Origin of the sequence: Rhodopseudomonas sp., from assembly GCF_036404135.1 — a bacterium.
Taxonomy (GTDB): domain Bacteria; phylum Pseudomonadota; class Alphaproteobacteria; order Rhizobiales; family Xanthobacteraceae; genus Rhodopseudomonas_A.
Window position 1 is genome coordinate 1 of sequence record NZ_DASWPE010000207.1, and the last position, 22,419, is coordinate 22,419.

At 65.1% G+C, this 22,419-nt stretch carries 23 protein-coding genes; 5 read left to right on the forward strand and 18 right to left on the reverse strand.

What is annotated here, in order from left to right:
* Nucleotides 1–103 precede the first annotated feature (103 nt).
* The 8 genes from ilvC to miaA all read right to left on the reverse strand — a co-directional run bounded on the left by ilvC (nt 104) and on the right by miaA (nt 7,297).
* A complete protein-coding gene (gene ilvC / locus VGC77_RS22750) occupies nt 104–1,123 on the reverse strand; it encodes a ketol-acid reductoisomerase (protein ID WP_331173828.1) in 1,020 nt (339 codons plus the stop codon).
* A gap of 155 nt (nt 1,124–1,278) precedes the next feature.
* Nucleotides 1,279–1,881, reverse strand: a complete 603-nt coding sequence (locus VGC77_RS22755) for a LysE family translocator (RefSeq protein ID WP_331173829.1) — start codon at nt 1,879–1,881, stop codon at nt 1,279–1,281.
* A gap of 7 nt (nt 1,882–1,888) precedes the next feature.
* A complete protein-coding gene (locus VGC77_RS22760; RefSeq protein ID WP_331173830.1) occupies nt 1,889–2,761 on the reverse strand; it encodes an EamA family transporter in 873 nt (290 codons plus the stop codon).
* A 9-nt stretch (nt 2,762–2,770) separates the two neighbouring features.
* Nucleotides 2,771–3,151, reverse strand: a complete 381-nt coding sequence (locus tag VGC77_RS22765; RefSeq protein WP_331173831.1) for a type II toxin-antitoxin system PemK/MazF family toxin — start codon at nt 3,149–3,151, stop codon at nt 2,771–2,773.
* Nucleotides 3,148–3,495 (reverse strand): AbrB/MazE/SpoVT family DNA-binding domain-containing protein, encoded by a 348-nt coding sequence (locus tag VGC77_RS22770; RefSeq protein WP_331173832.1) that lies wholly within the window; start codon nt 3,493–3,495, stop codon nt 3,148–3,150. Before VGC77_RS22770 ends, VGC77_RS22765 begins: the two co-directional genes overlap by 4 nt.
* 54 nt (nt 3,496–3,549) lie before the next feature.
* Nucleotides 3,550–4,092 (reverse strand): acetolactate synthase small subunit, encoded by a 543-nt coding sequence (gene ilvN, locus VGC77_RS22775; RefSeq protein WP_331173833.1) that lies wholly within the window; start codon nt 4,090–4,092, stop codon nt 3,550–3,552.
* Nucleotides 4,093–4,250: 158 nt separating this feature from the next.
* The gene (locus VGC77_RS22780) at nt 4,251–6,032 is read right to left on the reverse strand and encodes an acetolactate synthase 3 large subunit (protein ID WP_331173834.1); all 1,782 of its coding nucleotides are present in this window, start codon (nt 6,030–6,032) and stop codon (nt 4,251–4,253) included.
* A gap of 293 nt (nt 6,033–6,325) precedes the next feature.
* On the reverse strand, nt 6,326–7,297 hold the full coding sequence (gene miaA, locus VGC77_RS22785) for a tRNA (adenosine(37)-N6)-dimethylallyltransferase MiaA (RefSeq protein WP_331173835.1): 972 nt from the start codon (nt 7,295–7,297) through the stop codon (nt 6,326–6,328).
* Between miaA and serB the strand changes: the two genes are divergently transcribed.
* Together serB and VGC77_RS22795 are read left to right on the forward strand one after the other, a co-directional pair.
* Nucleotides 7,275–8,168, forward strand: coding sequence for a phosphoserine phosphatase SerB (gene serB, locus VGC77_RS22790; protein WP_331173836.1), 894 nt, complete (start codon nt 7,275–7,277; stop codon nt 8,166–8,168). The two genes, miaA and serB, sit on opposite strands and share 23 nt — an antisense overlap.
* Nucleotides 8,169–8,421: 253 nt before the next feature.
* Nucleotides 8,422–8,643, forward strand: a complete 222-nt coding sequence (locus tag VGC77_RS22795) for a hypothetical protein (RefSeq protein WP_331173837.1) — start codon at nt 8,422–8,424, stop codon at nt 8,641–8,643.
* A gap of 51 nt (nt 8,644–8,694) precedes the next feature.
* Here VGC77_RS22795 and VGC77_RS22800 read toward each other — a convergent pair whose 3' ends face one another.
* From VGC77_RS22800 to hflK, 5 genes are all read right to left on the reverse strand, one after another.
* Nucleotides 8,695–9,258 carry a hypothetical protein gene (locus VGC77_RS22800; RefSeq protein WP_331173838.1) on the reverse strand — a complete coding sequence of 188 codons (564 nt, stop codon included), beginning with the start codon at nt 9,256–9,258 and terminating at the stop codon, nt 8,695–8,697.
* Nucleotides 9,259–9,522: 264 nt separating this feature from the next.
* On the reverse strand, nt 9,523–11,016 hold the full coding sequence (locus VGC77_RS22805; RefSeq protein ID WP_331173839.1) for a Do family serine endopeptidase: 1,494 nt from the start codon (nt 11,014–11,016) through the stop codon (nt 9,523–9,525).
* Between the two features lie 213 nt (nt 11,017–11,229).
* Nucleotides 11,230–11,430, reverse strand: a complete 201-nt coding sequence (locus VGC77_RS22810; RefSeq protein ID WP_331173840.1) for a DUF2065 domain-containing protein — start codon at nt 11,428–11,430, stop codon at nt 11,230–11,232.
* 149 nt (nt 11,431–11,579) lie between these two features.
* Complete coding sequence (locus tag VGC77_RS22815) at nt 11,580–12,482, reverse strand: protease modulator HflC (protein ID WP_331173841.1); 903 nt, start codon at nt 12,480–12,482, stop codon at nt 11,580–11,582.
* Nucleotides 12,479–13,630, reverse strand: a complete 1,152-nt coding sequence (gene hflK, locus VGC77_RS22820) for an FtsH protease activity modulator HflK (RefSeq protein WP_331173842.1) — start codon at nt 13,628–13,630, stop codon at nt 12,479–12,481. Before hflK ends, VGC77_RS22815 begins: the two co-directional genes overlap by 4 nt.
* 291 nt (nt 13,631–13,921) lie before the next feature.
* Between hflK and VGC77_RS22825 the strand changes: the two genes are divergently transcribed.
* Nucleotides 13,922–14,638 (forward strand): dihydrofolate reductase, encoded by a 717-nt coding sequence (locus VGC77_RS22825; RefSeq protein WP_331173853.1) that lies wholly within the window; start codon nt 13,922–13,924, stop codon nt 14,636–14,638.
* 74 nt (nt 14,639–14,712) lie between these two features.
* Here the strand turns inward: VGC77_RS22825 and VGC77_RS22830 are convergent, their stop codons facing one another.
* The 5 genes from VGC77_RS22830 to VGC77_RS22850 all read right to left on the reverse strand — a co-directional run bounded on the left by VGC77_RS22830 (nt 14,713) and on the right by VGC77_RS22850 (nt 19,998).
* Nucleotides 14,713–15,201, reverse strand: a complete 489-nt coding sequence (locus VGC77_RS22830; RefSeq protein ID WP_331173843.1) for a GNAT family N-acetyltransferase — start codon at nt 15,199–15,201, stop codon at nt 14,713–14,715.
* Nucleotides 15,202–15,504: 303 nt separating this feature from the next.
* Nucleotides 15,505–16,407, reverse strand: a complete 903-nt coding sequence (locus tag VGC77_RS22835; protein WP_331173844.1) for a thymidylate synthase — start codon at nt 16,405–16,407, stop codon at nt 15,505–15,507.
* Nucleotides 16,408–16,607: 200 nt separating this feature from the next.
* On the reverse strand, nt 16,608–17,594 hold the full coding sequence (locus tag VGC77_RS22840) for a tripartite tricarboxylate transporter substrate-binding protein (RefSeq protein WP_331173845.1): 987 nt from the start codon (nt 17,592–17,594) through the stop codon (nt 16,608–16,610).
* A 96-nt stretch (nt 17,595–17,690) separates the two neighbouring features.
* Nucleotides 17,691–19,208, reverse strand: coding sequence for a tripartite tricarboxylate transporter permease (locus VGC77_RS22845; protein ID WP_331173846.1), 1,518 nt, complete (start codon nt 19,206–19,208; stop codon nt 17,691–17,693).
* Between the two features lie 7 nt (nt 19,209–19,215).
* The gene (locus VGC77_RS22850; protein ID WP_331173847.1) at nt 19,216–19,998 is read right to left on the reverse strand and encodes a tripartite tricarboxylate transporter TctB family protein; all 783 of its coding nucleotides are present in this window, start codon (nt 19,996–19,998) and stop codon (nt 19,216–19,218) included.
* Between the two features lie 327 nt (nt 19,999–20,325).
* Here VGC77_RS22850 and VGC77_RS22855 point away from each other — a divergent pair, with 327 nt between their 5' ends.
* Together VGC77_RS22855 and fumC are read left to right on the forward strand one after the other, a co-directional pair.
* Nucleotides 20,326–20,844 carry an SspB family protein gene (locus tag VGC77_RS22855; protein ID WP_331173848.1) on the forward strand — a complete coding sequence of 173 codons (519 nt, stop codon included), beginning with the start codon at nt 20,326–20,328 and terminating at the stop codon, nt 20,842–20,844.
* Nucleotides 20,845–20,905: 61 nt separating this feature from the next.
* Complete coding sequence (gene fumC, locus VGC77_RS22860) at nt 20,906–22,324, forward strand: class II fumarate hydratase (RefSeq protein ID WP_331173849.1); 1,419 nt, start codon at nt 20,906–20,908, stop codon at nt 22,322–22,324.
* The last annotated feature ends 95 nt before the right edge of the window (nt 22,325–22,419 follow it).

Below are 22,419 nucleotides of genomic sequence, written 5' to 3' on the forward strand. Positions count from 1 at the left end.
CGACAGCGTGGCACGGTGGCTGTGGGAGAAGATCAAGAAGTAAGATCGCCGTGGCGATCAATCGCAGGGTGGGCTGAACGATAGCCCACCCTGCGGATCATACTTAGTTCTTGGTCTTGTCGACCAGCGCCTTTTCCTTGATCCACGGCATCATGTAGCGGAGCTTGGCGCCGACTTCCTCGATCTGGTGGGCGTTGTTACGGGCGCGGGTCGCCTTGAACGAGGCCTGGTTGACCTTGTTCTCCAGCATCCAGTCGCGCGCGAACTTGCCGGACTGGATGTCGGTGAGCACGCGCTTCATCTCGGCCTTGGTCTCGGCGGTGACGATGCGCGGGCCGGTGACATATTCGCCGTACTCGGCCGTGTTGGAGATCGAGTAGTTCATGTTGGCGATGCCGCCCTCATAGATCAGGTCGACGATCAGCTTCAATTCGTGCAGGCATTCGAAGTAGGCCATCTCCGGCGCGTAGCCGGCTTCCACCAGCGTCTCGAAGCCGGCGCGGATCAATTCGACCGTGCCGCCGCAGAGAACGGCCTGCTCGCCGAACAGGTAGGTCTCGCATTCTTCCTTGAACGAGGTCTCGATGATGCCGGCGCGGCCGCCACCGATCGCCGAGGCATAGCTGAGGCCGAGATCCTGGGCGTTGCCCGAGACATCCTTGTGCACCGCGATCAGGCAGGGCACGCCGCCGCCGCGCTGATATTCCGAGCGCACGGTGTGGCCGGGGCCCTTCGGCGCGATCATCAGCACGTCGAGATCGGCGCGCGGCTCCAGCAGGTTGAAATGCACGTTGAGGCCGTGGGCGAACAGCAATGCCGCGCCATTTTTCATGTTGTCGTGCAGGTGCTCGCGATAGATGTCGCCCTGCAGTTCGTCGGGGGTCAGCATCATCATGACGTCGGCCCATTTCGCGGCTTCGGCGACTTCCATCACCTTGAAGCCGGCGGCCTCGGCCTTCTTGGCGGTCGCCGAGCCCTTGCGCAGCGCGATGGCGACGTCCTTGACCCCGGAATCCTTCAGGTTGAGCGCATGCGCGTGGCCCTGGCTGCCATAGCCGATGATGACGACCTTCTTGCCCTTGATCAGGTTCAAATCGGCGTCGCGATCGTAATATACACGCATGGTCGTTCCTTTATTCCGGCGGCTGAACGCGTCAAACCACCCTGTTGACGAACCTGACAACGCCCCCGGCGCCGGTTCTTGAAATGCCGCCGGTTTTTAGGGCGGCGAGTGCCGCGAGACAAGCCCGCAGCGGCGATTTCTGCCCCTGGAGCGGGTCATGGCTCCCACAGAACCGGATACAGCGAGGCCAGCAGCAGCGCCGCCATTGCCACATTGACCGCCCGCACGCTGCGCGGCGACCTCACCAGCGCCCGCAGCGCGGTGCCGGACCAGGCCCAGGTCCCGGCGGAGAGCAGCCCCATCAGCAGCGACAGCGCGCTCTGCAGCACGATGTTCCAGGGATAGCTGGCGATCGCCGCATAAGCGGTGATGGTGCCGATCGCGGTCACCCAGCCCTTGACGTTGATCCATTGAAACAGCGCCGCCCCAAGGAAGCTCATCGGCCGCCGCCGCCCGGTTTCGCCGGGATCGGGCGGGCCGGCCATCGCGATCGCAATTGCGAGGTAGATCAGATACGCCGCGCCGGCATATTTCAGCACGCGCTGCAACATCGGATAACTGATGAACACCGCCCCCAGCCCGATGCCGGTCACCGCCATCATGAAGGCGAAGCCGAAGGCCACGCCGGCGATGTGCGGTACGGTGCGGCGAAAGCCGAAATTCAGCCCCGACGCCAGCAGCATGATGTTGTTCGGCCCCGGCGTGAACAGCATCACCAGCGCGAACACCAGGAAGGCGATCAACAGCTCTTGAGACATCGGCCCCTCAAGCGACTTCGGGCAACGCGCGGCTGCGCCCGGCCAGCAGCATCAGCGCGATGCCGGAAACCACGATGACCATGCCGGTCAGCCGCAAGGCGCCGAACTGCTCGCCGAAGATGATCGCCGAGGCGCCCGCCCCAATGAACGGCACCAACAGCGCGAACGGCACCACCTGCGCCGCCGTGTAAGCGTGCAGCAGCCGGCCCCAGATCCAGTAGCCGAGCGTGGTGGAGCCCAGCGACAGCGCCAGCACGCAGCCGATCCCGGAGGGCGACAGATGGCCGAGCTGCTGCCCAATCGCCGCCGGGCCGTCGGACACCAGCGCCGCAGCGCCAAGCGGCGGCAGCGAGGCCAGACTGACCCAGGCGAACAGATCGAGCATTGGCACCTCCCTCGCCTGCCGCAGCAGCAGGTTGGAGAGCGCGAACGAGACCGGCGCGGTCATCGTCACCGCGAAGGCGACGACGCTGAAATCGTAGCCGACGGTGAAGCAGATCAGCAACAGCCCAGAGCTCGCCACGACGATGCCGGCGAGCTGGCCGCGGGTCGGAAATTCGCGCAGCAGCAGCGCCGCAAAGCCGATGGTGAACAGCGCCTGGCTCTGCACGATCACCGCGGTGAGCCCGGCCGGCACGCCCTGCGCCATGCCGTAGGTCTGGGTCAGATATTGCCAGACCAACAGCAGGCTGATGCCGATCCAGATCGGCCAGGCCAGCTTCGGCCGCGGCAGCACCAGACAGGGCAGCGCCGCCACCGAAAACCGCACCAAGGTCAGCACGGTCGGCGACAGCTCTTCCACCGCGAGCCGGGTGAACACGAAACCCAGGCCCCAGATCAGCGCGACGGTGAGCGCCAGCGCGATATCGATCGGCTTCATGCGGGGCGATCAGTCTGTCCGGACAGTGCCGGTGCCGGCGCCGCCCAGCGTCGCAACGTCGATTCCAAGCAGCACCGCGAGCTTGCCCCGAACATCGCGCACAATCTGCACCGGAGCCTTCTCAATGATGTCGAACAAACGTTCGGCCCGATCGATCGAGCGCACCTGGTCGACCATGATCATGCCGTTCGTCTTCATGTCCTGCGGCAGAGCGATGTTGGTCGGCCAGGGACGAATTTTCGATGTGATAGGGCATACCACCGCGCGCCGGGAGACTTTGTGAAAGGCTTGCGACGTCAGAACAAGCGCTGGCCGACGGCCGGACTGCTCGCTTCCACGGGTGTCATCCAAATCGACCCACGCAATGTCACCGACGTCAGGAAGTGTCATCGCTTCTTCGGCTGTCTCGTTGCAAGGGAACCGGCGCGAACCGGCGCGCCGTCCGGCCCTTCCACCAAAATCCCGCGCGAGTAGTCGTCGTCGATGATCTCCGAGCCGCGATCCGGCCCCCAATCGACCGTTTCGGGCTCCTGCCCGGGTCCGAGCCGCTCCATCTCGTCGAGCACCTCTTCCAGCAACTGCGCCGAGGTTTTGCGGATCGACCGCAGCCGCAACTCGCCGACCTCGATGGTGAGATCGAGTTCACTCCCCGCCGTGGCGCCGACGCTGTCAGCGGCGGCGCTCGGCAGCCGGATGCCGAGGCTGTTGCCCCATTTGGCGACTTTGACCCTCATCGCGGCGCTCCCTCAACGGATATCCAATGTATATCCAGAAGGCCGAAAGTCCAGCTACATGCCTTCCGGGCCGCGGCCGATCGCGGCGACGCCGGTGCGCGAGACCTCGACCAGACCGAGCGGCCGCATCAGGTCGATGAACTGGTTGATCTTGGCGGAGTTGCCGGTGATCTCGAACACGAAGCTCTCGATGGTGGCGTCGATCACCCGAGCGCGGAACGCCTCGGCGAGCCGCAGCGCCTCGACGCGGTGTTCGCCGACGCCGCGCAGCTTGACCATCGCCAATTCGCGCTCGATCGAGCGCCCCGATAGCGTCATGTCCACCACGCGATACACCGGCACCATGCGGTCGAGCTGGTTCTTGATCTGCTGGATCACCGCTAGCGTGCCGGTGGTGACGATGGTGATCCGCGAGACGTGCTTCTGCGCCTCGGTCTCGGACACGGTGAGGCTTTCGATATTGTAGCCGCGGCCGGAAAACAGGCCGATGACGCGCGCCAGCACGCCGGGCTCGTTCTGCACCAGCACCGACAGCGTGTGGGTTTCGACCGGGTCCTTGCGCTCGTCCATGAAGTAAGCGGATGCGGGCTGGTTCATTGTCGTCCTCATAGGCCGGATGTTCTGAGCGCCGTCACCCTGAGGAGCGCGCTTCGCGCGTCTCGAAGGGCGACAGCATGTTTCAAATCTCTTGGCCCGTCATCCTTCGAGGCTCGGGCAAGCGCCCTCGCACCTCAGGATGACGGTCCGCGATCGCCTCACACCAGCGCGCCGCCGCCGGCGAAGGCGGCCGCGGTGGCTTCGTCGTTGGCTTCCGACGGCAGCAGCATTTCGTTATGCGCCTTGCCGGACGGGATCATCGGGAAGCAGTTCTCCAGCGACGCCACCCGGCAATCGAACAGCACCGGCTTCTTCACCTTGATCATGTCCTGGATCGCGCCGTCGAGATCGGACGGCTTGAACACCTGCATGCCGACGCCGCCATAGGCCTCCGCGAGCTTGACGAAATCCGGCATCGCCTCGGTGTAGGAATGCGACAGCCGGTTGCCGTGCAACAACTGTTGCCACTGCCGCACCATTCCCATGTACTGATTGTTGAGGATGAAGATCTTGATCGGCAGTTCGTACTGCACGGCGGTCGCCATCTCCTGCATCGTCATCTGCACCGAGGCGTCGCCGGCGATGTCGACCACCAGGCTTTCCGGATGCGCGACCTGCACACCGAGCGCCGCCGGCAGGCCGTAGCCCATGGTGCCGAGCCCGCCCGAGGTCATCCAGCGCCGCGGCTGCTCGAAGCCGTAGAACTGCGCCGCCCACATCTGATGCTGGCCGACCTCGGTGGTGATGTAGGTGTCGCGTCCCCGCGTCGCCTCGTACAAGCGCTGGATGGCGTATTGCGGCAGGATCACGTCGTTGTTCTTCTTGTAGGCCAGCGAATTGCGGCCGCGCCAGGTCGCGATCTGCTGCCACCACGCCTTGGTGTCGGCCTTCTTGGCTTCCGCCTTGAACGCCGTCAGCAGGTCGGCGAGCACATGGCCGACGTCGCCGATGATCGGCACGTCGACGCGGATGTTCTTGTTGATCGACGACGGATCGATGTCGATGTGGATCTTCTTGGAGTGCGGCGAGAACGCGTCGGTGCGCCCGGTGATGCGGTCGTCGAACCGCGCGCCGATGCACAGCATGACGTCGCAATCATGCATCGTCATGTTGGCTTCGTAGGTACCGTGCATGCCGAGCATGCCGAGCCAGTTCTTGCCCGACGCCGGATAGGCGCCGAGCCCCATCAGCGTCGAGGTGATCGGAAAATCCGTGGCCTCGACGAAATCGCGCAACAGCTTCCAGGCCTCGGCGCCGGAATTGACCACGCCGCCGCCGGAATAGATCACCGGCTTCTTGGCGCCGGCGAGCAGCGCCACCGCCTTGCGGATCTGCCCCGGATCGCCCTTCAGCCGCGGCGTGTAGGAGACGTGCACGTCGGATTTGCGCGGCGGGTGATAGGTGCCGGTGGCGAACTGCACGTCCTTCGGCACGTCGACCACCACCGGGCCGGGCCGGCCCGACGTGGCGACGTAGAACGCCTCGTGCAGCACCCGCGCCAGATCCTTGATGTCGCGCACCAGCCAGTTGTGCTTGGTGCACGGCCGCGTGATGCCGACGGTGTCGCATTCCTGGAACGCGTCGTTGCCGATCAGGTGGGTCGGCACTTGGCCGGTGATGCAGACGATCGGGATCGAATCCATCAAGGCATCGGCGAGCGGCGTGACCATGTTGGTGGCACCCGGGCCGGACGTCACCAGCACCACGCCGGGCTTGCCGGTGGAGCGGGCATAGCCCTCGGCGGCATGGCCGGCGCCCTGCTCGTGGCGCACCAGGATGTGCTGCAGCTTCTCGGAATTCTGGAACAGCTCGTCATAGATCGGCAGCACCGAGCCGCCGGGATAACCGAAGATGTGCTCGACGCCATGATCGATCATCGCGCGGACGATCATCGCCGCACCGGACATCTGGTTGGGATCGTGGCTCTTGCTGTCGCTCATGGCTGGCTCCGGATGCGCTGCTCGCGCTTGGTCTAGGACGCTCGGAAAATAAAAAAGGGCCCACCAGGCCCTTGCGCACACCGTCTGTTCACGGATGGCCTCAGCCACCCAAGACGGTGCGCCTAGGTACTACGATAAGCGAGAGGGTAATTAAATTACGCACGAATGGCTCCGGCTTCTCGAAGGTTGCGCGAAACATAACCAGCGAACCTCTAATGTCAAGGTGGCTTCGCATCACGCGCAGTTAAACTATAGCCGTGTTTCGGCCGATCGGCGAGCCGGAAAGAAGGCGTTCAGCTATGCAAGCGCCAAGTGGCGTGGAGCTGGTCGGTGAGCCGCGCTGCCGCGCGCTCCAGCGCCACCCATTCAAACTCCGGCAATTGGTGCCGGAACCAGGTGAACTGCCGCTTGGCGTAGTGCCTAGTGTCGGCGCAGCCGATTGCGGCGGCGGCGTCGCGGGTCAATTCGCCGGCAAGATGCCGGATAAGCGCCGGCACGCCGTGCGCCTTCATCGCCGGCAATAGCGGATCGAGCTGCCGCGCCGCCAAGGCCGCCACCTCGTCGAGCGCGCCGGCCGCAAGCATCGCCGCGAACCGGGCGTCGATCCGCGCGTAGAGTTCGTCGCGCGGAGGCGCCAGAAACACCGCGGCGACCTGCTCCGGCGGCAACAGCGGCGGCAACGCGTCGGAATGCCAGTCGGTCAGCGAGCGCCCGGTGGCCTCGACCACCTCGAGCGCGCGGGCGATGCGGCTGCGATCGTTGCGATTGAGCCTCTCCGCCGCGGCCGGATCGCGCCGGGCGAGTTCCGCGTGCAGCGCTTCGACGCCGTCGCGCGCAAGCCTGGTGCGGACGTCGTCGCGGACCTGCGGCGCGATCGCCGGCACCGCCGACAGCCCGCGGGTCAGCGCCTTGAAATACAGCCCGGAGCCGCCCACCAAGATCGGCAGCAGCCCGCGCGCGCGCGCCTCGGCCAGCGCGGCGGTCGCCGCCGCGACCCAGGCGCCGGCGGAAAAATTCACCGCCGCATCCACCGTGCCGTACAGCTGATGCGGCACGCGCGCCTCCTCGGCCGGGGTCGGCCGCGCCGTCAGCACCCGCAGATCGCGATAGACCTGCATGGAATCGGTGTTGATCACGACACCGCGATGCGATTCGGCGAGCTGCAGCGCCAGCGCCGACTTGCCGCTGGCGGTCGGCCCTGCGATAAGCACGGCCCTGCCCCGTTCCGGAATAGCCTCGGCCATGTCGCTCGTCGCCACGCTCATCTGCAATCCCAGCAATCCTGCGCTTGATGCCACCGCGCTCGAAGCCGCCCGCACCGTGCTGCCGGCGCCGAACAAGGCGGTCTGGCTCAGCGAGGGCGTCGCCGCCGACATCGCCTTTGCCTCCGACGAGGCGCCGGCGCTGATCGCCGAGCGGCTGCGCGCCGCGCGCGGCGATTTTCCGGTCGACGTCGTGGTGCAGCCTGTCGCCACCAGGCGCAAGAAGCTTTTTCTGGCCGACATGGATTCCACCATGATCGGCCAGGAATGCATCGACGAATTGGCGGATTTCGTCGGCCTCAAGGACCATGTCGCGGCGATCACCGAACGCGCGATGCACGGCGAGATCGAGTTCGAGCCGGCGCTGCGCGAGCGCGTGGCGCTGCTCAAGGGCCTGCCGCTCGAGGTGATCCAGCAGGTGCTGCGCGAGCGCATCACGTTGACGCCGGGCGGGCGCGAACTGGTGGCGACGATGCGCGCCCACGGCGCCTATGCCTGCCTGGTGTCCGGCGGCTTCACCCAGTTCACCGGCGCGGTCGCAGCCTCACTCGGCTTTCAGGACAACCGCGCCAACGAGCTTCTGGTCGCAGACGGCGTGCTGACCGGCACGGTGGCCGAGCCGATCCTGGGCCGCGCCGCCAAGCTCGCCGCGCTGCTGGAGCTGCGCGAACAGCTCGACCTCGACGACATCGACACTTTGGCGGTCGGCGACGGCGCCAACGATCTCGGCATGATCCAGGCCGCAGGCCTCGGCGTCGCGTTCCACGCCAAGCCGGCGGTGGCGGCCTCCGCCGATGCCCGGATCGATTTCGGCGATCTCTCCGCGCTGCTCTACGCCCAGGGCTTCAAACGCAGCGAATTCTTGGCCGGCTGACGCGGCGGCGAACCCGCTCGCCGGCAGAGCGCGCTGCGCTGATTGCCCCGTCGCAAGTTCCCTGGCAACGACGAACCTTGGCGCCTGGACGCGTTGCGGGGGCGCCGGGCGGTTCCGAATTTCCCGCTGCAGCCATGCAAATTTCACGAAATGACCGAAATTGTACATCCAGCTGCAACCGCGCGCCCCTATGTTCGCTAGCCGACTTATCCTGGGGGATTCGCCAGGTCGATACATCATCGGGGCGCTCGCCATGACATCCATCGACAGCGAGCAGGGGTTTCCTGCACAAAGCGATGAGACGCGAAGCTGTGAAACCTGCAACGCCGCGATGACGTTGATCGGGCGGCTGCCGCGGATACTGCTGCGCCCACCGGTGCAGGTGTATCGCTGCTTTTCCTGCAACAATGTGGTGTCGGCGGAGCATGGTCTCTCGGCCGAGCCATCCCGCGCAGCGACGTCTCCCGACGCGTGATGCACCCCGCCAAGGCCAGGTGCCGCGTCGGCGCGAGGCCGAGCGCGCCGTTCAAAACGCCATTAATTCGCGACGATAATGCTCGCGCAATTCGGCCAGCACCACGCCGGAGGCCTCCATTACCGCGGTGACGTGAAGCACAAACGCCCCCGGCGGCGAGAATACCGCGGCCTTTTCGAGCTCGGCGAGGCAGCCTTCGATCGCCTTGCCGCCACGCTGGATATCGTCGCCGGTGTGCATAGCGATGGTGGTCCGCCGCGGCAACAGCGCCGAAACCACCACCCCGAATGGCTGATTGCCGTGGGTCAGCGCCGCCTGCATCGCCACCGGCAGCCGACGCGGAAAATACCAGTTTTCGGCCTCCGAGACCACCTGTTCGCCCCATTTCAGCAGCACGCGGCGGCAGCGAAGAGGCTCCCCGGCGCTGACCTGCAGCGGCCCGTCATAGTCCTGCGGGTCGGCCTCGCGGTCGAGCAGCACCGTCACCGAGACGTCGGCAGCGCTGGCGGGCCGATTGCGCCGGCACCACGCGGCAATCGCCGCGGTCGCGGTGTCGTGGTCCTGCAGGAATTGTTGAAACGCAGTGACGCCGGCCGCCGACATGTTGTTGCCCATCAATCCAGCACCGCCCCCGGCAAAGTTACCCCACCCCCGACCCCTCCCCGCTAGGAGAAGGGGAGCGGGCAGCAATCATAGCGGCGTCGAACGCAACGATCGGCGCCTCATTGCTCATTCGCAATGCAACTCTCGACGTTCAATTTAATCTGGGACCTGAGCGTGGATTTGAAGGGGTGAGTTCCCGCGCGACGCAGCGAACTCCCCTCCCCCTTGCGGAGAGGGCTCGGGGGTGGTGGTCCGTGTCGAAGGCGTTCGCAGTTGCTATTGCACCCCGAGCGCCACGAAGCGCAGTTCGCCGTCGCCGTTACTGACCAAGAGCAGCACGGATTTCTTGCCGTCCTTCTTGATCTGCTCGATCCTTTTCTTGACGTCGCCGGCATTGCTGACGGCTTCCTGCGCCACTTCGACGATGACGTCGCCGGCGCCGAGCCGCTTCTCCGCGGCATCCGAGCCGGTGTCGACGCTGGTGATCAGCACGCCCTTGACGCTGTCCTTGATCTTGTACTTGGTGCGCTGCTCCTTGCTGAGCGCGGCGAGATCCAGGCCGAGCGCCTTCTGGGTCACCGGCTTTTCCGCCTCCGGCTGGCTCTTCACCGAGGCCGGCACCGGCTTGTCGCCGTCGTCGAGCCGGCCGAGCGTGACCTGCTTGGTCTCTTCCTTGCCCCTGCGGATGATCACCACGTCGACCGCCTTGCCGACCGCAGTGTCGGCGACCACGCGCGACAGATCCTTCGGCTCCTTGATGTCCTTGCCGTCGAATTTGACGACGACGTCGCCGGGCTCGATGCCGGCGGGCTTCGCCGGACCCTTGTCTTCGACGCCGGCAATTAATGCTCCCCGCGCCGGCTTGATGTTGAGGCTTTCGGCGATCTCGTCGGTGACCTGCTGAATGCGCACGCCGAGCCATCCGCGGCGCAGCTCGCCAAACTGCCGCAACGAATCCACCACGCCGATCACCGTCTTCGACGGCACCGCAAAGCCGATGCCGATCGAGCCGCCGGACGGCGAGATGATCAGCGTGTTGACGCCGATCACTTCGCCGTCGAGGTTGAACAAGGGGCCGCCGGAATTGCCGCGGTTGATCGCGGCGTCGGTCTGGATGTAGCTGTCGTAAGGCCCGGAATTGATGTCGCGGTTGCGCGCCGAGACGATGCCGGCGGTGACGGTGCCGCCGAGCGAGAACGGGTTGCCGATCGCGATCACCCATTCGCCGAGCCGCAATTTGTCGCTGTCGCCGAACTTCACCGCCACCAGCGGCTTCGCCGGCGGCTTGAACTTCAGCACCGCCAGATCGGTCTTCTTGTCGACGCCGACCAATTCGGCTTTGATCTTGGTGCCGTCGTTCATGATGATGTTGATCTCGTCGGCATCGGCGATGACGTGATTGTTGGTCACGGCGATGCCGGCGGTGTCGACGATGAAGCCGGAGCCCAGCGAATTGGTCTTGCGCGGGCCGCCCTTGTCGGCGCCGCCGCGGCGGTTCTTGAAGAAGTCGTCGAAGAATTCCTCGAACGGCGAGCCCGGCGGCAATTGCGGCGAGGCGCCCTTGCCCTCGCCGGGGCTGGCCTTGGCTTCGATGGTCTGGGTGGTGGAAATATTGACCACCGCGTCGATCACCCGTTCGGCGACGTCGGCGATGCCGTCCGGGCCGCGGGCCTGCGCGGGAGCGGCGCCGAACGCAGCGGCACAGGCCAGGCCGACGGCCGCAACGATCGGACGCAGGCGGCGGCTAAGGGTTGGAATCGCACCGGGCATGGTCGAGATGTCTCCTGAATCGGGACCGCAGATGATTGGATGTCGGCAACACTGCGCCGGATCCTGGGACCGGCGCAAGCACAGCCCCAAACGGGGCCCAGACCGAAGGCGCAGAATACCCCATACGGCCGCTGAATCGCGCTGAAAAACGCTGTTTCACGCTCACGTTGCCGTGGAATGGCGGCACGCGCTGGTGGTATTTTATTACCAGAACTAGCGCCGCACCAGCCAGATCAGCAGCAGGCCGGCGATTGCCGAACCGATGCCGGCGATTCGCAGGATGTTATCGGACGATGCCAGCGCGCTCTTCATCGCCCGCCGCATCCAGGCCGGGCTCGCCGCGAACAGCACGCCCTCCAGCACGAACAGAATTCCAAGGCCGATGAGGAAGTCGGCAAACGCAATGGACCTCATCCGGCTCAATCCTCCCCGCGGTCGGCAATGCCGACGTCCGGCGAGCCGCCGCTTGGCGCCGCGCTCGTCGCAAGCTTTCTGTAAAGGAGCGCGCCCGGGAAGGCAAAGCCGGCGCAAGCCGACCTCAGCCGTCCCGGCCGCGCGATGTGTTACGGCTTGGCCTGCGCGGCGGCTTCCGGCGGCTTGCCGCTGGCATTGCCGAAGAATTTGAAGAAGTCCGAATCCGGCCGCAGCAGGAATCGGGTGTCGCTGCTCTTCAGGCCGTTCTCGTAGGCGGTCATCGAGCGATAGAACGCGAAGAAGTCGGCGTCCTTGCCATAGGCCTCGGCGAACAGCCGGTTGCGCTCGCCGTCGCCCTCGCCGCGCACCTGCTCGGCGGTGGAGTTGGCTTCGGCGATGATCACGGTCGCCTCGCGGTCGGCTTTGGAGCGGATCTCCTGCGCCTTCTGGCCGCCCTGGGCGCGGAACTCGGCGGCCTCGCGCTGCCGCTCGGTCTGCATCCGCTGGTACACCGCCTGGCTGTTCTGCTCCGGCAGATCGGCGCGGCGGATCCGGACGTCGACCACCGAGATGCCGTAGCCGTCGGCTTCCTTATCGAGCTGTTCGCGGATCCGGCCCATCAAGGCTTCGCGCTCGTCGCGCACCACCTGGATGAAGGTGACCTCGCCGAGCACGCGGCGCAACGACGCGTTCAACAGCGTGGTGAGCTGCATGTTGGCGGCCTGCACGGTGCCGATGCTCTGGTAGAACCGCAGCGCGTTCTTGATCCGGTAGCGGGCGAAGGCGTCGACCACCAAGCGCTTCTGGTCCGAGGCGATCACTTCCTGCGACGGATTTTCCAGATCGAGAATCCGCTTGTCGATGCTGATCACGGTGTCGACGAACGGCGCCTTGAAGTTCAGCCCGGGCTCGGTGATGACGCGCACGGGTTCACCCAACCGCACCAGCAGCACCTGCTCGGTCTGGCTCACGGTGAAGATCGAACTGTAGCCGACCACGATGGCGGCCAACAGCACCACCAGGGCGACGATTCCTGCAATTCCGGTCTTCATCGGGTGCTCCCGCTCTGCTGTTGCGGCTGACCCGAGGTGGCGGCGGGCGGACGCCGCGCCGACAACTCGCTCAACGGCAGATACGGCACGATGCCTTGCGATCCCGCGCCGCCGCCGTCATAGACCAGCTTGTCGGCGCCGCCGAGAATCCGCTCCATGGTTTCCAGATAGATGCGTTGCCGGGTCACGTCGGGCGCCTTCTTGTACTCATCATAGACCTTGAGGAAGCGCGCGCTCTGGCCCTTGGCCTCGGCGACCGCCTGCTCCTTGTAGCCTTCGGCGACCTGCAGGATCTGCGAGGCGCGGCCGCGGGCATCCGGCAGCACCCGGTTGGCATAGGTCTGGGCTTCGTTCTGCAGCCGCTCGAGGTCGGCGCGCGCCGCCTGCACGTCGCGGAACGCGTCGATCACCTGCGCCGGCGGATCGACCTTCTGCATCTGCACCTGCTGCACCAGCACGCCGGCGCCGTATTTGTCGAGCGTGCGCTGCATCAGGTCCTGCACATTGGCTTCGGTGGTGGTGCGCGCGCCGGTCAGGATCGGCTGAATGTTGGCGCGCCCGACCACCTCGCGCATCGCGCTTTCGGCCACCGCTTTCACGGTGCCTTCCGGGTTTTGGATGTTGAACAGATAGTTGCCTACGCCGTCGGGCCTGATCCGCCACAGCACGGTGAAGTCGACGTCGACGATGTTCTCGTCGCCGGTCAGCATCAGGCTCTCTTCCGGAACGTCGCGCATGGTGCGGCCGCGCCGCGCCGGATCTTCGACCAGCGTCATGCCGATATTGATGGTGGAGACGCGCAGCGCCTTGGGCAATAACACGGTCTCGATCGGATACGGCAGGTGATAGTTCAAGCCGGGCTGCACGGTGCGCACATGCTTGCCGAAGCGCAGCACCACGCCGAGTTCTTCGGACTGCACGCGGAAGAATCCGGACAGCCCCCAGATCGCCAATGCGGCGACCAGCACCAATGCGATGCCCATGCTGCTGAGATGCCCGCCGGGAAGCAATTGCTGTAGCCGGTCCTGGCCGCGCCGCAGCAGATCTTCAAGATCCGGCGGCCGCGGTCCCGACGATTGCGGGCCGCTGCCCCACGGTCCCTTCGGCCCCGAACCCCACGGGCCGCCGCCTTGATTCTTCCATGGCATCAACAGTCTCCTCGGCACAGGTCCAGCATCGCGAGGACCCGGCTTGCAACATCGGTACGGCTTTATAGGGGACGGGCACCGCCCTTACAACGCAGCTTCTCGCTGTCGTGAGCTAAGCTCGAACCCGCATTTGTCAATCAAGCATTGACGGATGCGGTCAATGGCCGCAAATGGTTTGGATTTTCGGATGTCCAGAATGGAGCTGTTTGGATCATGCCGAATCATCATTCATTTCTCAAAACACTCAAGCCGCGAACGAGAGAACTGCCGCTAATGCCACGTCCTGTTCGCATGCCTTCAATCTCCTTTGTCGTCGCGCGCAGCTGGCCCTCGCATATTATCGGCTGCGACAATAAGCTCCCTTGGCATTTGAGGTCGGACCTGCAGCGATTCAGAAAAATCACGCTCGGTCACGTGGTCCTCATGGGCCGAAACACCTTCGACTCAATTGGGCGGCCGTTGCCCGGTCGCGTTAACATAATATTATCGAAACGCCCTGCCAACGATCAAGAATCGAACATCTGGAACAGATCCGACACATCTTTGATTTGGTCGCGGAGCCGCGAGGACGCCATGTATCTGGCAGATATCCTCTCATTGGCCGCCGGCCTTAAGGAGTTCTTTGTTATCGGTGGTGAACAGATGTACGAGCTCTTCGCGGAGCTTGGAAATCGGATACACTTAACCGAAGTATTTACACAACTACCAAGAGAAGCTGGGGACTCCCACTTTGATCAGGAGTTTGACGGCCGCAAGTGGCGAGCTACTCAAGAAGAAGAAATTCCTGCAGGCCCAAATGACGAATATCCTTCAAGGTACACAATCTACGATCGCAGAATAAAGACCGTCAGGTATGTGGAGCTGGAGGACTATTTCACTTCGTCAGAGAATCAAGAAACGTGGGTTGCCGGACAGTATGAGCGGGTCAAGAACTCGATAGTCCGCGGTGTAGTCCCTAAGCGAGAACACCAGTTCCATTTGTTTGAAGAATTTGATTCTTCCGTTTGATCGGCTTACCCCCGCGATCTCGGCTGCAAACACAGCTGTGCCTTACCGCTACGTGATCGCCTGCACAATGGAAATCATGTGCTGCTACGCGAGGCCAGCGACTGCAGCGCCTGGCCGCTGAGGCGGAACGTCGTCCACTCGTTCATCATGGTGGCGCCGATCGATTTGTAGAACGCGATCGCCGAGGCATTGCTGTTGAGCACCGACCATTCGAAACGGGTCCAGCCGTTTTGCACGCAGCGCCGCGCCAGTGCGGCCAGCAGCGCCTTGCCGACGCCGCGACCGCGGAACGCCGAGCGCACGAACAGATCCTCGAGATAGATACCGTGACGGCCGCGAAACGACGAATAGTTGGAAAACCACAGCGCGAACCCGACCGGCGCCCCCTCCCACTCGGCGATCTCGCAGAACGCCCGCGGCTGCGCGCCGAACAACGCCTCGGCGATCATCGGCTCGGTCGCATCGACCTCATGCGAGAGTTTTTCGTAGTCGGCAAGCTCGCGGACAAAGCCGAGCACCAGCGCGACGTCGTCGCGATTTGCGGTGCGCAGGGACAAGCTCACGCCGCGACCTCCGCTTTGATCCGCGGACGCCGGGCCTCGCAGACCCTATGCAACGGCTTTCCGGTCATGAGGAAAACGTCATTTCCGCTGTGGTTTTCGCGCGGTATCGCGATACAGTTTTCCACTCTAGCTTAGCCGATTCCGCATCGCCGCGTCGATTTAAAGAGACCGGCGGCCACGGCCAGCTTCGATCGACGACGCTTCGGGATCAGGCCTGCTCGCGCACGACCTGCAAACTGGAAAACCTCATGCTCGATCAGAAAGCCCGAGCCGGACGACAATTCGCAGCAGCGGCCTCCTCAGCTAGACCGCCACTTCCGCTTTGATCGCCGCGTGCGGCTCGTAGCCGGCGAGTTCGAAATCGGTGATCTTGTAGCCGTCGATGCTGTCGGGCCGTCGCGCAAGCCGCATGGTCGGAAATGGGCGCGGCGCGCGCGAGATCTGCTCGCGCGCCTGATCGAGATGGTTGAGATAGAGATGAACATCGCCGCCGAACCAGATCAGCTCGCCCGGGGTCAGATCGGCTTGTTGCGCCAGCATCAATTGCAACGCGGCGGCGGCCGCGTAGTTGAAGGCCGCGCCGAGCAGCAGATCGCAGGACCTCTGATAGAGAATGCAGCTCAGCTTGCCGGCGCTGGTCACGTGATATTGGTAGACCATGTGACAGGGCGGCAGCGCCATCGCGCCGAGCTCGGACGGATTCCAGGCATGGAACAACATCCGCCGGCTGGCCGGGTTGGTCTTGAGCGTCTGCACCAGCTCCGCGATCTGGTCGTATTCGCGGCCATCGGCGCCCAGCCAGCGGCGCCATTGCTTGCCGTAAACCGGACCGAGATCGCCCCAGCGGGCGGCGAAGTCGTCGTCCTCGACAATGCGCTTTTCAAATGCCTCGCGGCTGATGCCCTCGCCGGTCTCGTTGCGATAGCGCGCCAGCGGCCAGTCCGACCAGATCCGGACGTTGTCCCGCAGCAGCGCCTGGATGTTGGTCTGCCCGGTCAAGAACCACAACATCTCCTTGATGGCGGTCTTCCAGTAGACCCGCTTGGTGGTCAGGATGGGGACGGTGCCGTCCGACAGATCGAAGCGCAGCATCGCGCCGAACAACGCCCTGGTGCCGACGCCGGTGCGGTCGATGCGCTGGTCGCCGGTCTCCAGCACCTGAGCGAGCAGATCGAGATATTGATATTCCGGATGTCGCAATGTCATGCGCGGCATCTGACGGTCTGGTTCATGCCTGAAGTCTGGTTCATGCTGAGTCCGGTGGTGACGGCTGGGCGGGGGCGAGATTGCCGCGTCCCGGCATCGTCGCGAGTCGCGGCGGATGCATACCCCAAGATGCCCATCGGCGCGACCGACAGCAAGTCGGGACCCAGGATCCGGCCGGCGTGTGGCGCGGCCGGTGCCGTTCAGTGCATGTTCTGCGTCAGCACCGGGGTCCAGCGCGCGATCTCGCTGCGCACCAGCCCGGCCAGCGCCTCCGGCGAGCGCTCCGCCCGCGCCGGGATCACGCTGCCGAGGTCGAGCAATTGCTTGCGCACATGGTCGTCATCCAGCGCCTTGGAGGCCGCGGCGTTCAGCGTGCCGATCACTGCGGGCGCGGTTCCTTTGGGTGCAAAGATCGCGTTCCAGGCCTGCACCTGGAACGCCGGCAGCCCGGCCTCGGCGGTGGTCGGAACATCGGGCAGCGACGGATTGCGCTGCGGCGTGGCGATCGCATAGGCCTTGATGCTGCCGTTCTTCACCGGCGGAACCGCGTTGACGATCTGGTCGCACATGTAATCGACCTGCCCGCTGACCAGCGCGTCCATCGCCGGGCCGGTTCCGTTGAACGGAACTCCGGTCGGCCGGATTCCGAGGATGGAGTTGAGCAATTCGCCGGAGGCGTGTGACACCGAGCCGACGCCGGCATGCGCGGCATTCAGCTTCTCGGTATTGGCCTGCACATAGGCGATGAATTGCTCCAGATCCTTGGCGGGAAAATCCTTGCGCGCCAGGATCATGATCGGCGTGCCGGCGAGCAGGCCAACCGGCTCGAAGTCGGTCTGCGGGTCATAGGCCAGTCTGGAATACAGCGGCACCGCGGCGGCGTGGGTGCCCATGTGGCCGACGATCAGCGTATAGCCGTCATTGGCGGCGCGCGCGGCGCGCGTGGTCGCCGTGGTGCCGCCGGCGCCGACGATGTTTTCGATCACCATCTTCTGACCGAGCGTCTGCGCCATGTGGCTGGTGACGATGCGCGCCACCACGTCGGTCGGCCCGCCGGCCGCGAACGGCACGATCACCGTGATCGGCCGCGACGGATAGTTATCGGCGACAGCCGGCGCCGCCGCAAACACGGTGATAGCGACTAACGCCAGGCGGGTCGCCGCCAGCAAACGATCTAATAAATTCATCTGCGTCTCCTCGGGAGACCGACACCATCAAAGTCACTACTTGTTCAGCAACGTATTGCCGCGTCAAGCGTCGCGACGCCGCAGCGTCGCGCAAGATCAAGTCTCGGATTCCACGAAGACCTCGTCGCGCTTGCGCCGCAGCGCCGGCAACACCGCCAGCACCAGCAGCACCGCGGCGCTGGCCATCAGCGCCGCGGACAGCGGACGGGTGAAAAATACCGTCGCGTCGCCGCGCGAAATCAGCAGCGCGCGACGCAGATTTTCCTCCATCAGCGGCCCGAGTACCATGCCGAGCAGGAGCGGCGCCGGCTCGAAATCGTGCTTGATCAGCCAGTAGCCGACGAGCCCGAAGCCGCCGGCGAGGACCACGTCGATCGGCGAATTGTTGATGGAGTAGATCCCGATCGCGCAGAAGATCACGATCGCCGGAAACATCAGCCGATACGGCACCCGCAACAGCCGCACCCAGATTCCGACCAGCGGCAGGTTGATCACCAGCAGCATCAGATTGCCGATCCACATCGAGGTGATCATGCCCCAGACCAGCTCGGGTTGGTTCTTCATCACTTGCGGGCCGGGCACGATGCCGTGAATGGTCATCGCCCCGACCATCAGCGCCATCACCGCATTGGGCGGAATGCCCAGCGTCAACAGCGGGATGAACGAGGTCTGCGCGGCGGCGTTGTTGGCGCTTTCCGGGGCGGCGACGCCTTCAATCGCGCCGCGGCCGAACCGCGACGGATCGCGGGCGATCTTCTTCTCCAGCGTGTAGGCCGCGAACGAAGCGATCACCGCGCCGCCGCCCGGCAGGATGCCGAGGATCGATCCGAGCAGCGTGCCGCGCAGGATCGCCGGCGCGGATTCGATCAGGTCCTTCCGGGTCGGCATCAGCCCGGTGATCTTCTGCTGCACCAGATCTCGATCCATCTCGGTGCCGGCGTCGAGGTTGCGGATGATCTCGGCGAAGCCGAACACCCCCATCGCCACGGTGGCGAAGCCGAGGCCGTCGGCGAGGTCGGGAATGTCGAACGCCATCCGCGAGGCGCCGGTCTCGACATCCGAACCGACCATCGACAACAGCAAGCCGAACACGATCATCGCGATCGCCTTCAGCAACGAGCCCTTGGCCAGCACCACCGCGAAGATCAGGCCGAGCACCATCAGCGAGAAGTATTCCGCCGGTCCGAACTGCTGCGCCAGACTGGTCAGCGGCGCGCCTAGCATCGCGATCAGCACCGTGGCGACGCAGCCGGCGAAAAACGAGCCGATCGCCGCGATCGCCAGCGCCGGACCGGCGCGGCCCTGCTTGGCCATCTGGAAGCCGTCCAGCGTGGTCACCACCGAGGTCGCCTCGCCCGGAATATTGATCAGGATCGAGGTGGTCGAGCCGCCATATTGCGCGCCGTAATAGATCCCGGCCAGCATGATCAAGGCGCCGACCGGCGGCAGCCCGAAGGTGATCGGCAGCAGCATCGCCACGGTGGCGACGGTGCCGACCCCCGGCAGCACCCCGACCAGCGTGCCGACCAGCGCGCCGATCAGACACAGCAACAGGTTGATCGGCGACAATGCCACCGTAAAGCCGAGCGCGAGATTGGAAAACAGATCGACCATGGCGGCCTCACTGCAGCAGGAAGCGCGGCAGCAATGGCAGCGGCAACCCCAGCGCGTAGGGAAACAGCAGGCTGCAGCAGGCGGTCAGGCCGATCCCGACCACGGTGGTTTCTTTCCATCGGGTGTCCGGCGTCCCGAGCGCGGCGATCATGAAACTGGTGAACGCCGAAATCACCAGGCCGAGCGGCCGGACCGTCACCGCGAAGGACAGAATCGACAGCGACACGAACAACGGCCCGCGCCAGGCGAAGCCGGTCAGGCGCTCGCCATCCCTCAGCAGCCCGGTGGCGGCGATCGCCGCCCCGAGCCCCATCAGCAGTATCGCGAACATCCGCGGCACGGTGCCGGGGCCGAAGGAAAATCCGCGCATCCCGGCGAGGTCGCTGGACGCCCACAGCGCCAAGCCCGCGATCGCGACCAGCACGATGCCGCCGTAATAATCCTGCGGCCCGCGCGGCCGAACAAACAGCGTCAGCAGCGCAAGAACAACCAGCGGATAGGTATAGATCAGCGCCAGCACCACCTGCGACGCCAGCGGATCGGCCGTCGCCGGCCCGTTGGCCAGCAGCAGCAGCGCCGCCGGCGCCGAGACCAGGGCGGCGCCGTCATCGAGCGCGATCTGCGCCGGATTGCCGTTCGGAAGGCTCAGGATCACCCCGGCGAGCGCCGACAGCAGCTGCACGATCTGCGGCGCCAGCGCCAGCAGCAGCACCGCCAGCGCGCCACGCGGATTGCGGCCGATCGAGGCCGGGCGGGTCTGATCGGACGAGCGACCGAGCCTGTCAGCCATGCCTGTCTCCCCGCGGCCCTTGGCGGCCGATTGTAATGACCAGAATCTCGCGTATCCCTCGTGCTGCCTAGCGACTTTCTGAGCCCGATGCCAGTGAAACCAGGAACCCGCGCCGGCGGAGCCGCCGCGGATCTTCCCTTGCGACCATCCGCGCCTATATTTCGGTAGTCGGTTCGCCCCTGGCTACCGGCGGTCCGGCGCCATTTCGGCTTTTCCGCGCCAGCCCTGCTGACCTGCGGCCACAGCCGGGGTACGATATTGCGACGCCCGACTCGGGCGACGATTTGGCGCCGCTCGGCGCGACAGCGAAGCACGACGGGACCAACCATGGCGACCGACCTGATCCGATACGATGTCCTTGCCCGCGACGCGCTGCGGGGCGTGCTGCGGCGCGTGCTGGCGGACGCCGCAGAATACGGTCTGCCGGGCGAACACCACTTCTTCATCACCTTTTTGTCCACCGCCGAAGGCGTCAAACTGTCGCCGCGGCTTCTGGCGCAATATCCGCAGGAAATGACCGTGATCCTGCAGCACCAGTTCTGGGATCTGGTGGTGACCGAGGACCGCTTCGAAGTCGGGCTGTCATTCGGCGGCATCCCCGAGCGGCTGGTGGTGCCGTTCAGCTCGATCAAGAGCTTCTTCGATCCGTCGGTGGAATTCGGCCTGCAATTCGACCCGTCCTTGCCCTCCGAGGTGGAGGTGGCCAATCTGCCGACGACCTCGGTCCCGGCCAGCCCGGCGCCGGCCGACGACGCGCCGGCCGCCTCGGACCCCGCCGCCGAGCCGCCGCCGAAGCCCAGCGAAGGCGCCGAAGTGGTCCGGCTCGACCGCTTCCGCAAGAAATAGCCCGACGCCTCGGGCGGTCGGCGCGGAACGGCGGAAACCTTCATCTTTTGAGTGAGGAGCCATGGCCAAAGCCGCCAAACCGCAGCGTCCGATCAAGACGCGCAGCGAAACCGACAGCTTTGGCCCGATCCAGGTTCCTGCCGATCGCTATTGGGGCGCCCAGACCGAACGCTCGCGGCAGAATTTCCGCATCGGCCATGACCGCATGCCGCTGCCGATCATTCGTGCGCTGGGCATCGTCAAGCTCGCCGCCGCCGAGACCAATCGCGAGCTTGGGCTGCTCGATCAGCGGCGCAGCCGCGCCATCATCCGCGCGGCGCGCGAGGTGATCGACGGCGAGCTTGATGGGCATTTCCCGCTGGTAGTCTGGCAGACCGGCTCCGGCACCCAGAGCAACATGAATCTCAACGAGGTGATCGCCAACCGCGCCAACGAGCTGTTGGGCGGCCGGCTCGGCGCCAAATCCCCGGTGCATCCCAACGACCACGTCAATATGAGCCAGTCGTCGAACGACAGCTTTCCGACCGCGATGCATATCGCCGCCAGCCAGATGATCGCCGACGAGCTACTCCCTGCCCTCGCCGGGCTGCACGCCGCGCTGCGCGCCAAGCAGCAGGCCTTCGCCGGCATCGTCAAGATCGGCCGCACCCACACCCAGGACGCCACCCCGCTGACACTGGGGCAGGAATTTTCCGGCTACGCCGCGCAGGTCGAAAACGGTATCGCGCGGCTGAAGGGCGCGGCGCGCGAACTCTATCCGCTGGCGCAGGGAGGCACCGCGGTCGGCACCGGGCTGAATTCGCCGCCGAAATTCGCCAAGGCCTTTGCCCGCCATGCGGCGGCGATCACCAGGCTGCCGTTCACCAGCGCCGCCAACAAGTTCGAGGCGCTGGCCGGCAACGACGCCTATGTCTTCGTGCACGGCGCCATCAACGCGATCGCCACCGCATTGTTCAAGATCGCCAACGACATCCGGCTGCTCGGCTCCGGGCCGCGCTCCGGACTCGGCGAATTGCTGCTGCCGGAAAACGAACCCGGCTCCTCGATCATGCCCGGCAAGGTCAATCCGACGCAATGCGAAGCTATGACCATGGTGTGCTGCCAGGTGTTTGGCCATCACACCGCGATCACCGTCGCCGGCAGCCAGGGGCATTTCGAGCTCAACGTCTACAAGCCGGTGATGGCGCATTGCATGATCGGCTCGATCGAACTGCTCGCCGACGCCACCCGCTCCTTCACCCACCATTGCGTCGAGGGCATCCGCGCCAACGAACAGCACATTCGCGAACTGATGGAGCAGTCGCTGATGCTGGTGACCGCGCTGGCCCCCCGCATCGGCTACGACAACGCCGCCAAGATCGCGAAAACCGCGCACGCCAACGACACTACGCTGAAAGACGAGGCAATCCGGCTCGGCCTGGTGACGGCGGCAGAGTTCGATCGCCTGGTACGACCTGACAAAATGACGCACCCGGGTTGATTGCCGGTGTCTAGAGGCCGTCCAGCCAAAACTCCCACGAAGAATTGATGTAAATCATATCCCCGGACCTCCCGGATCGATCAACTGATGCCGCA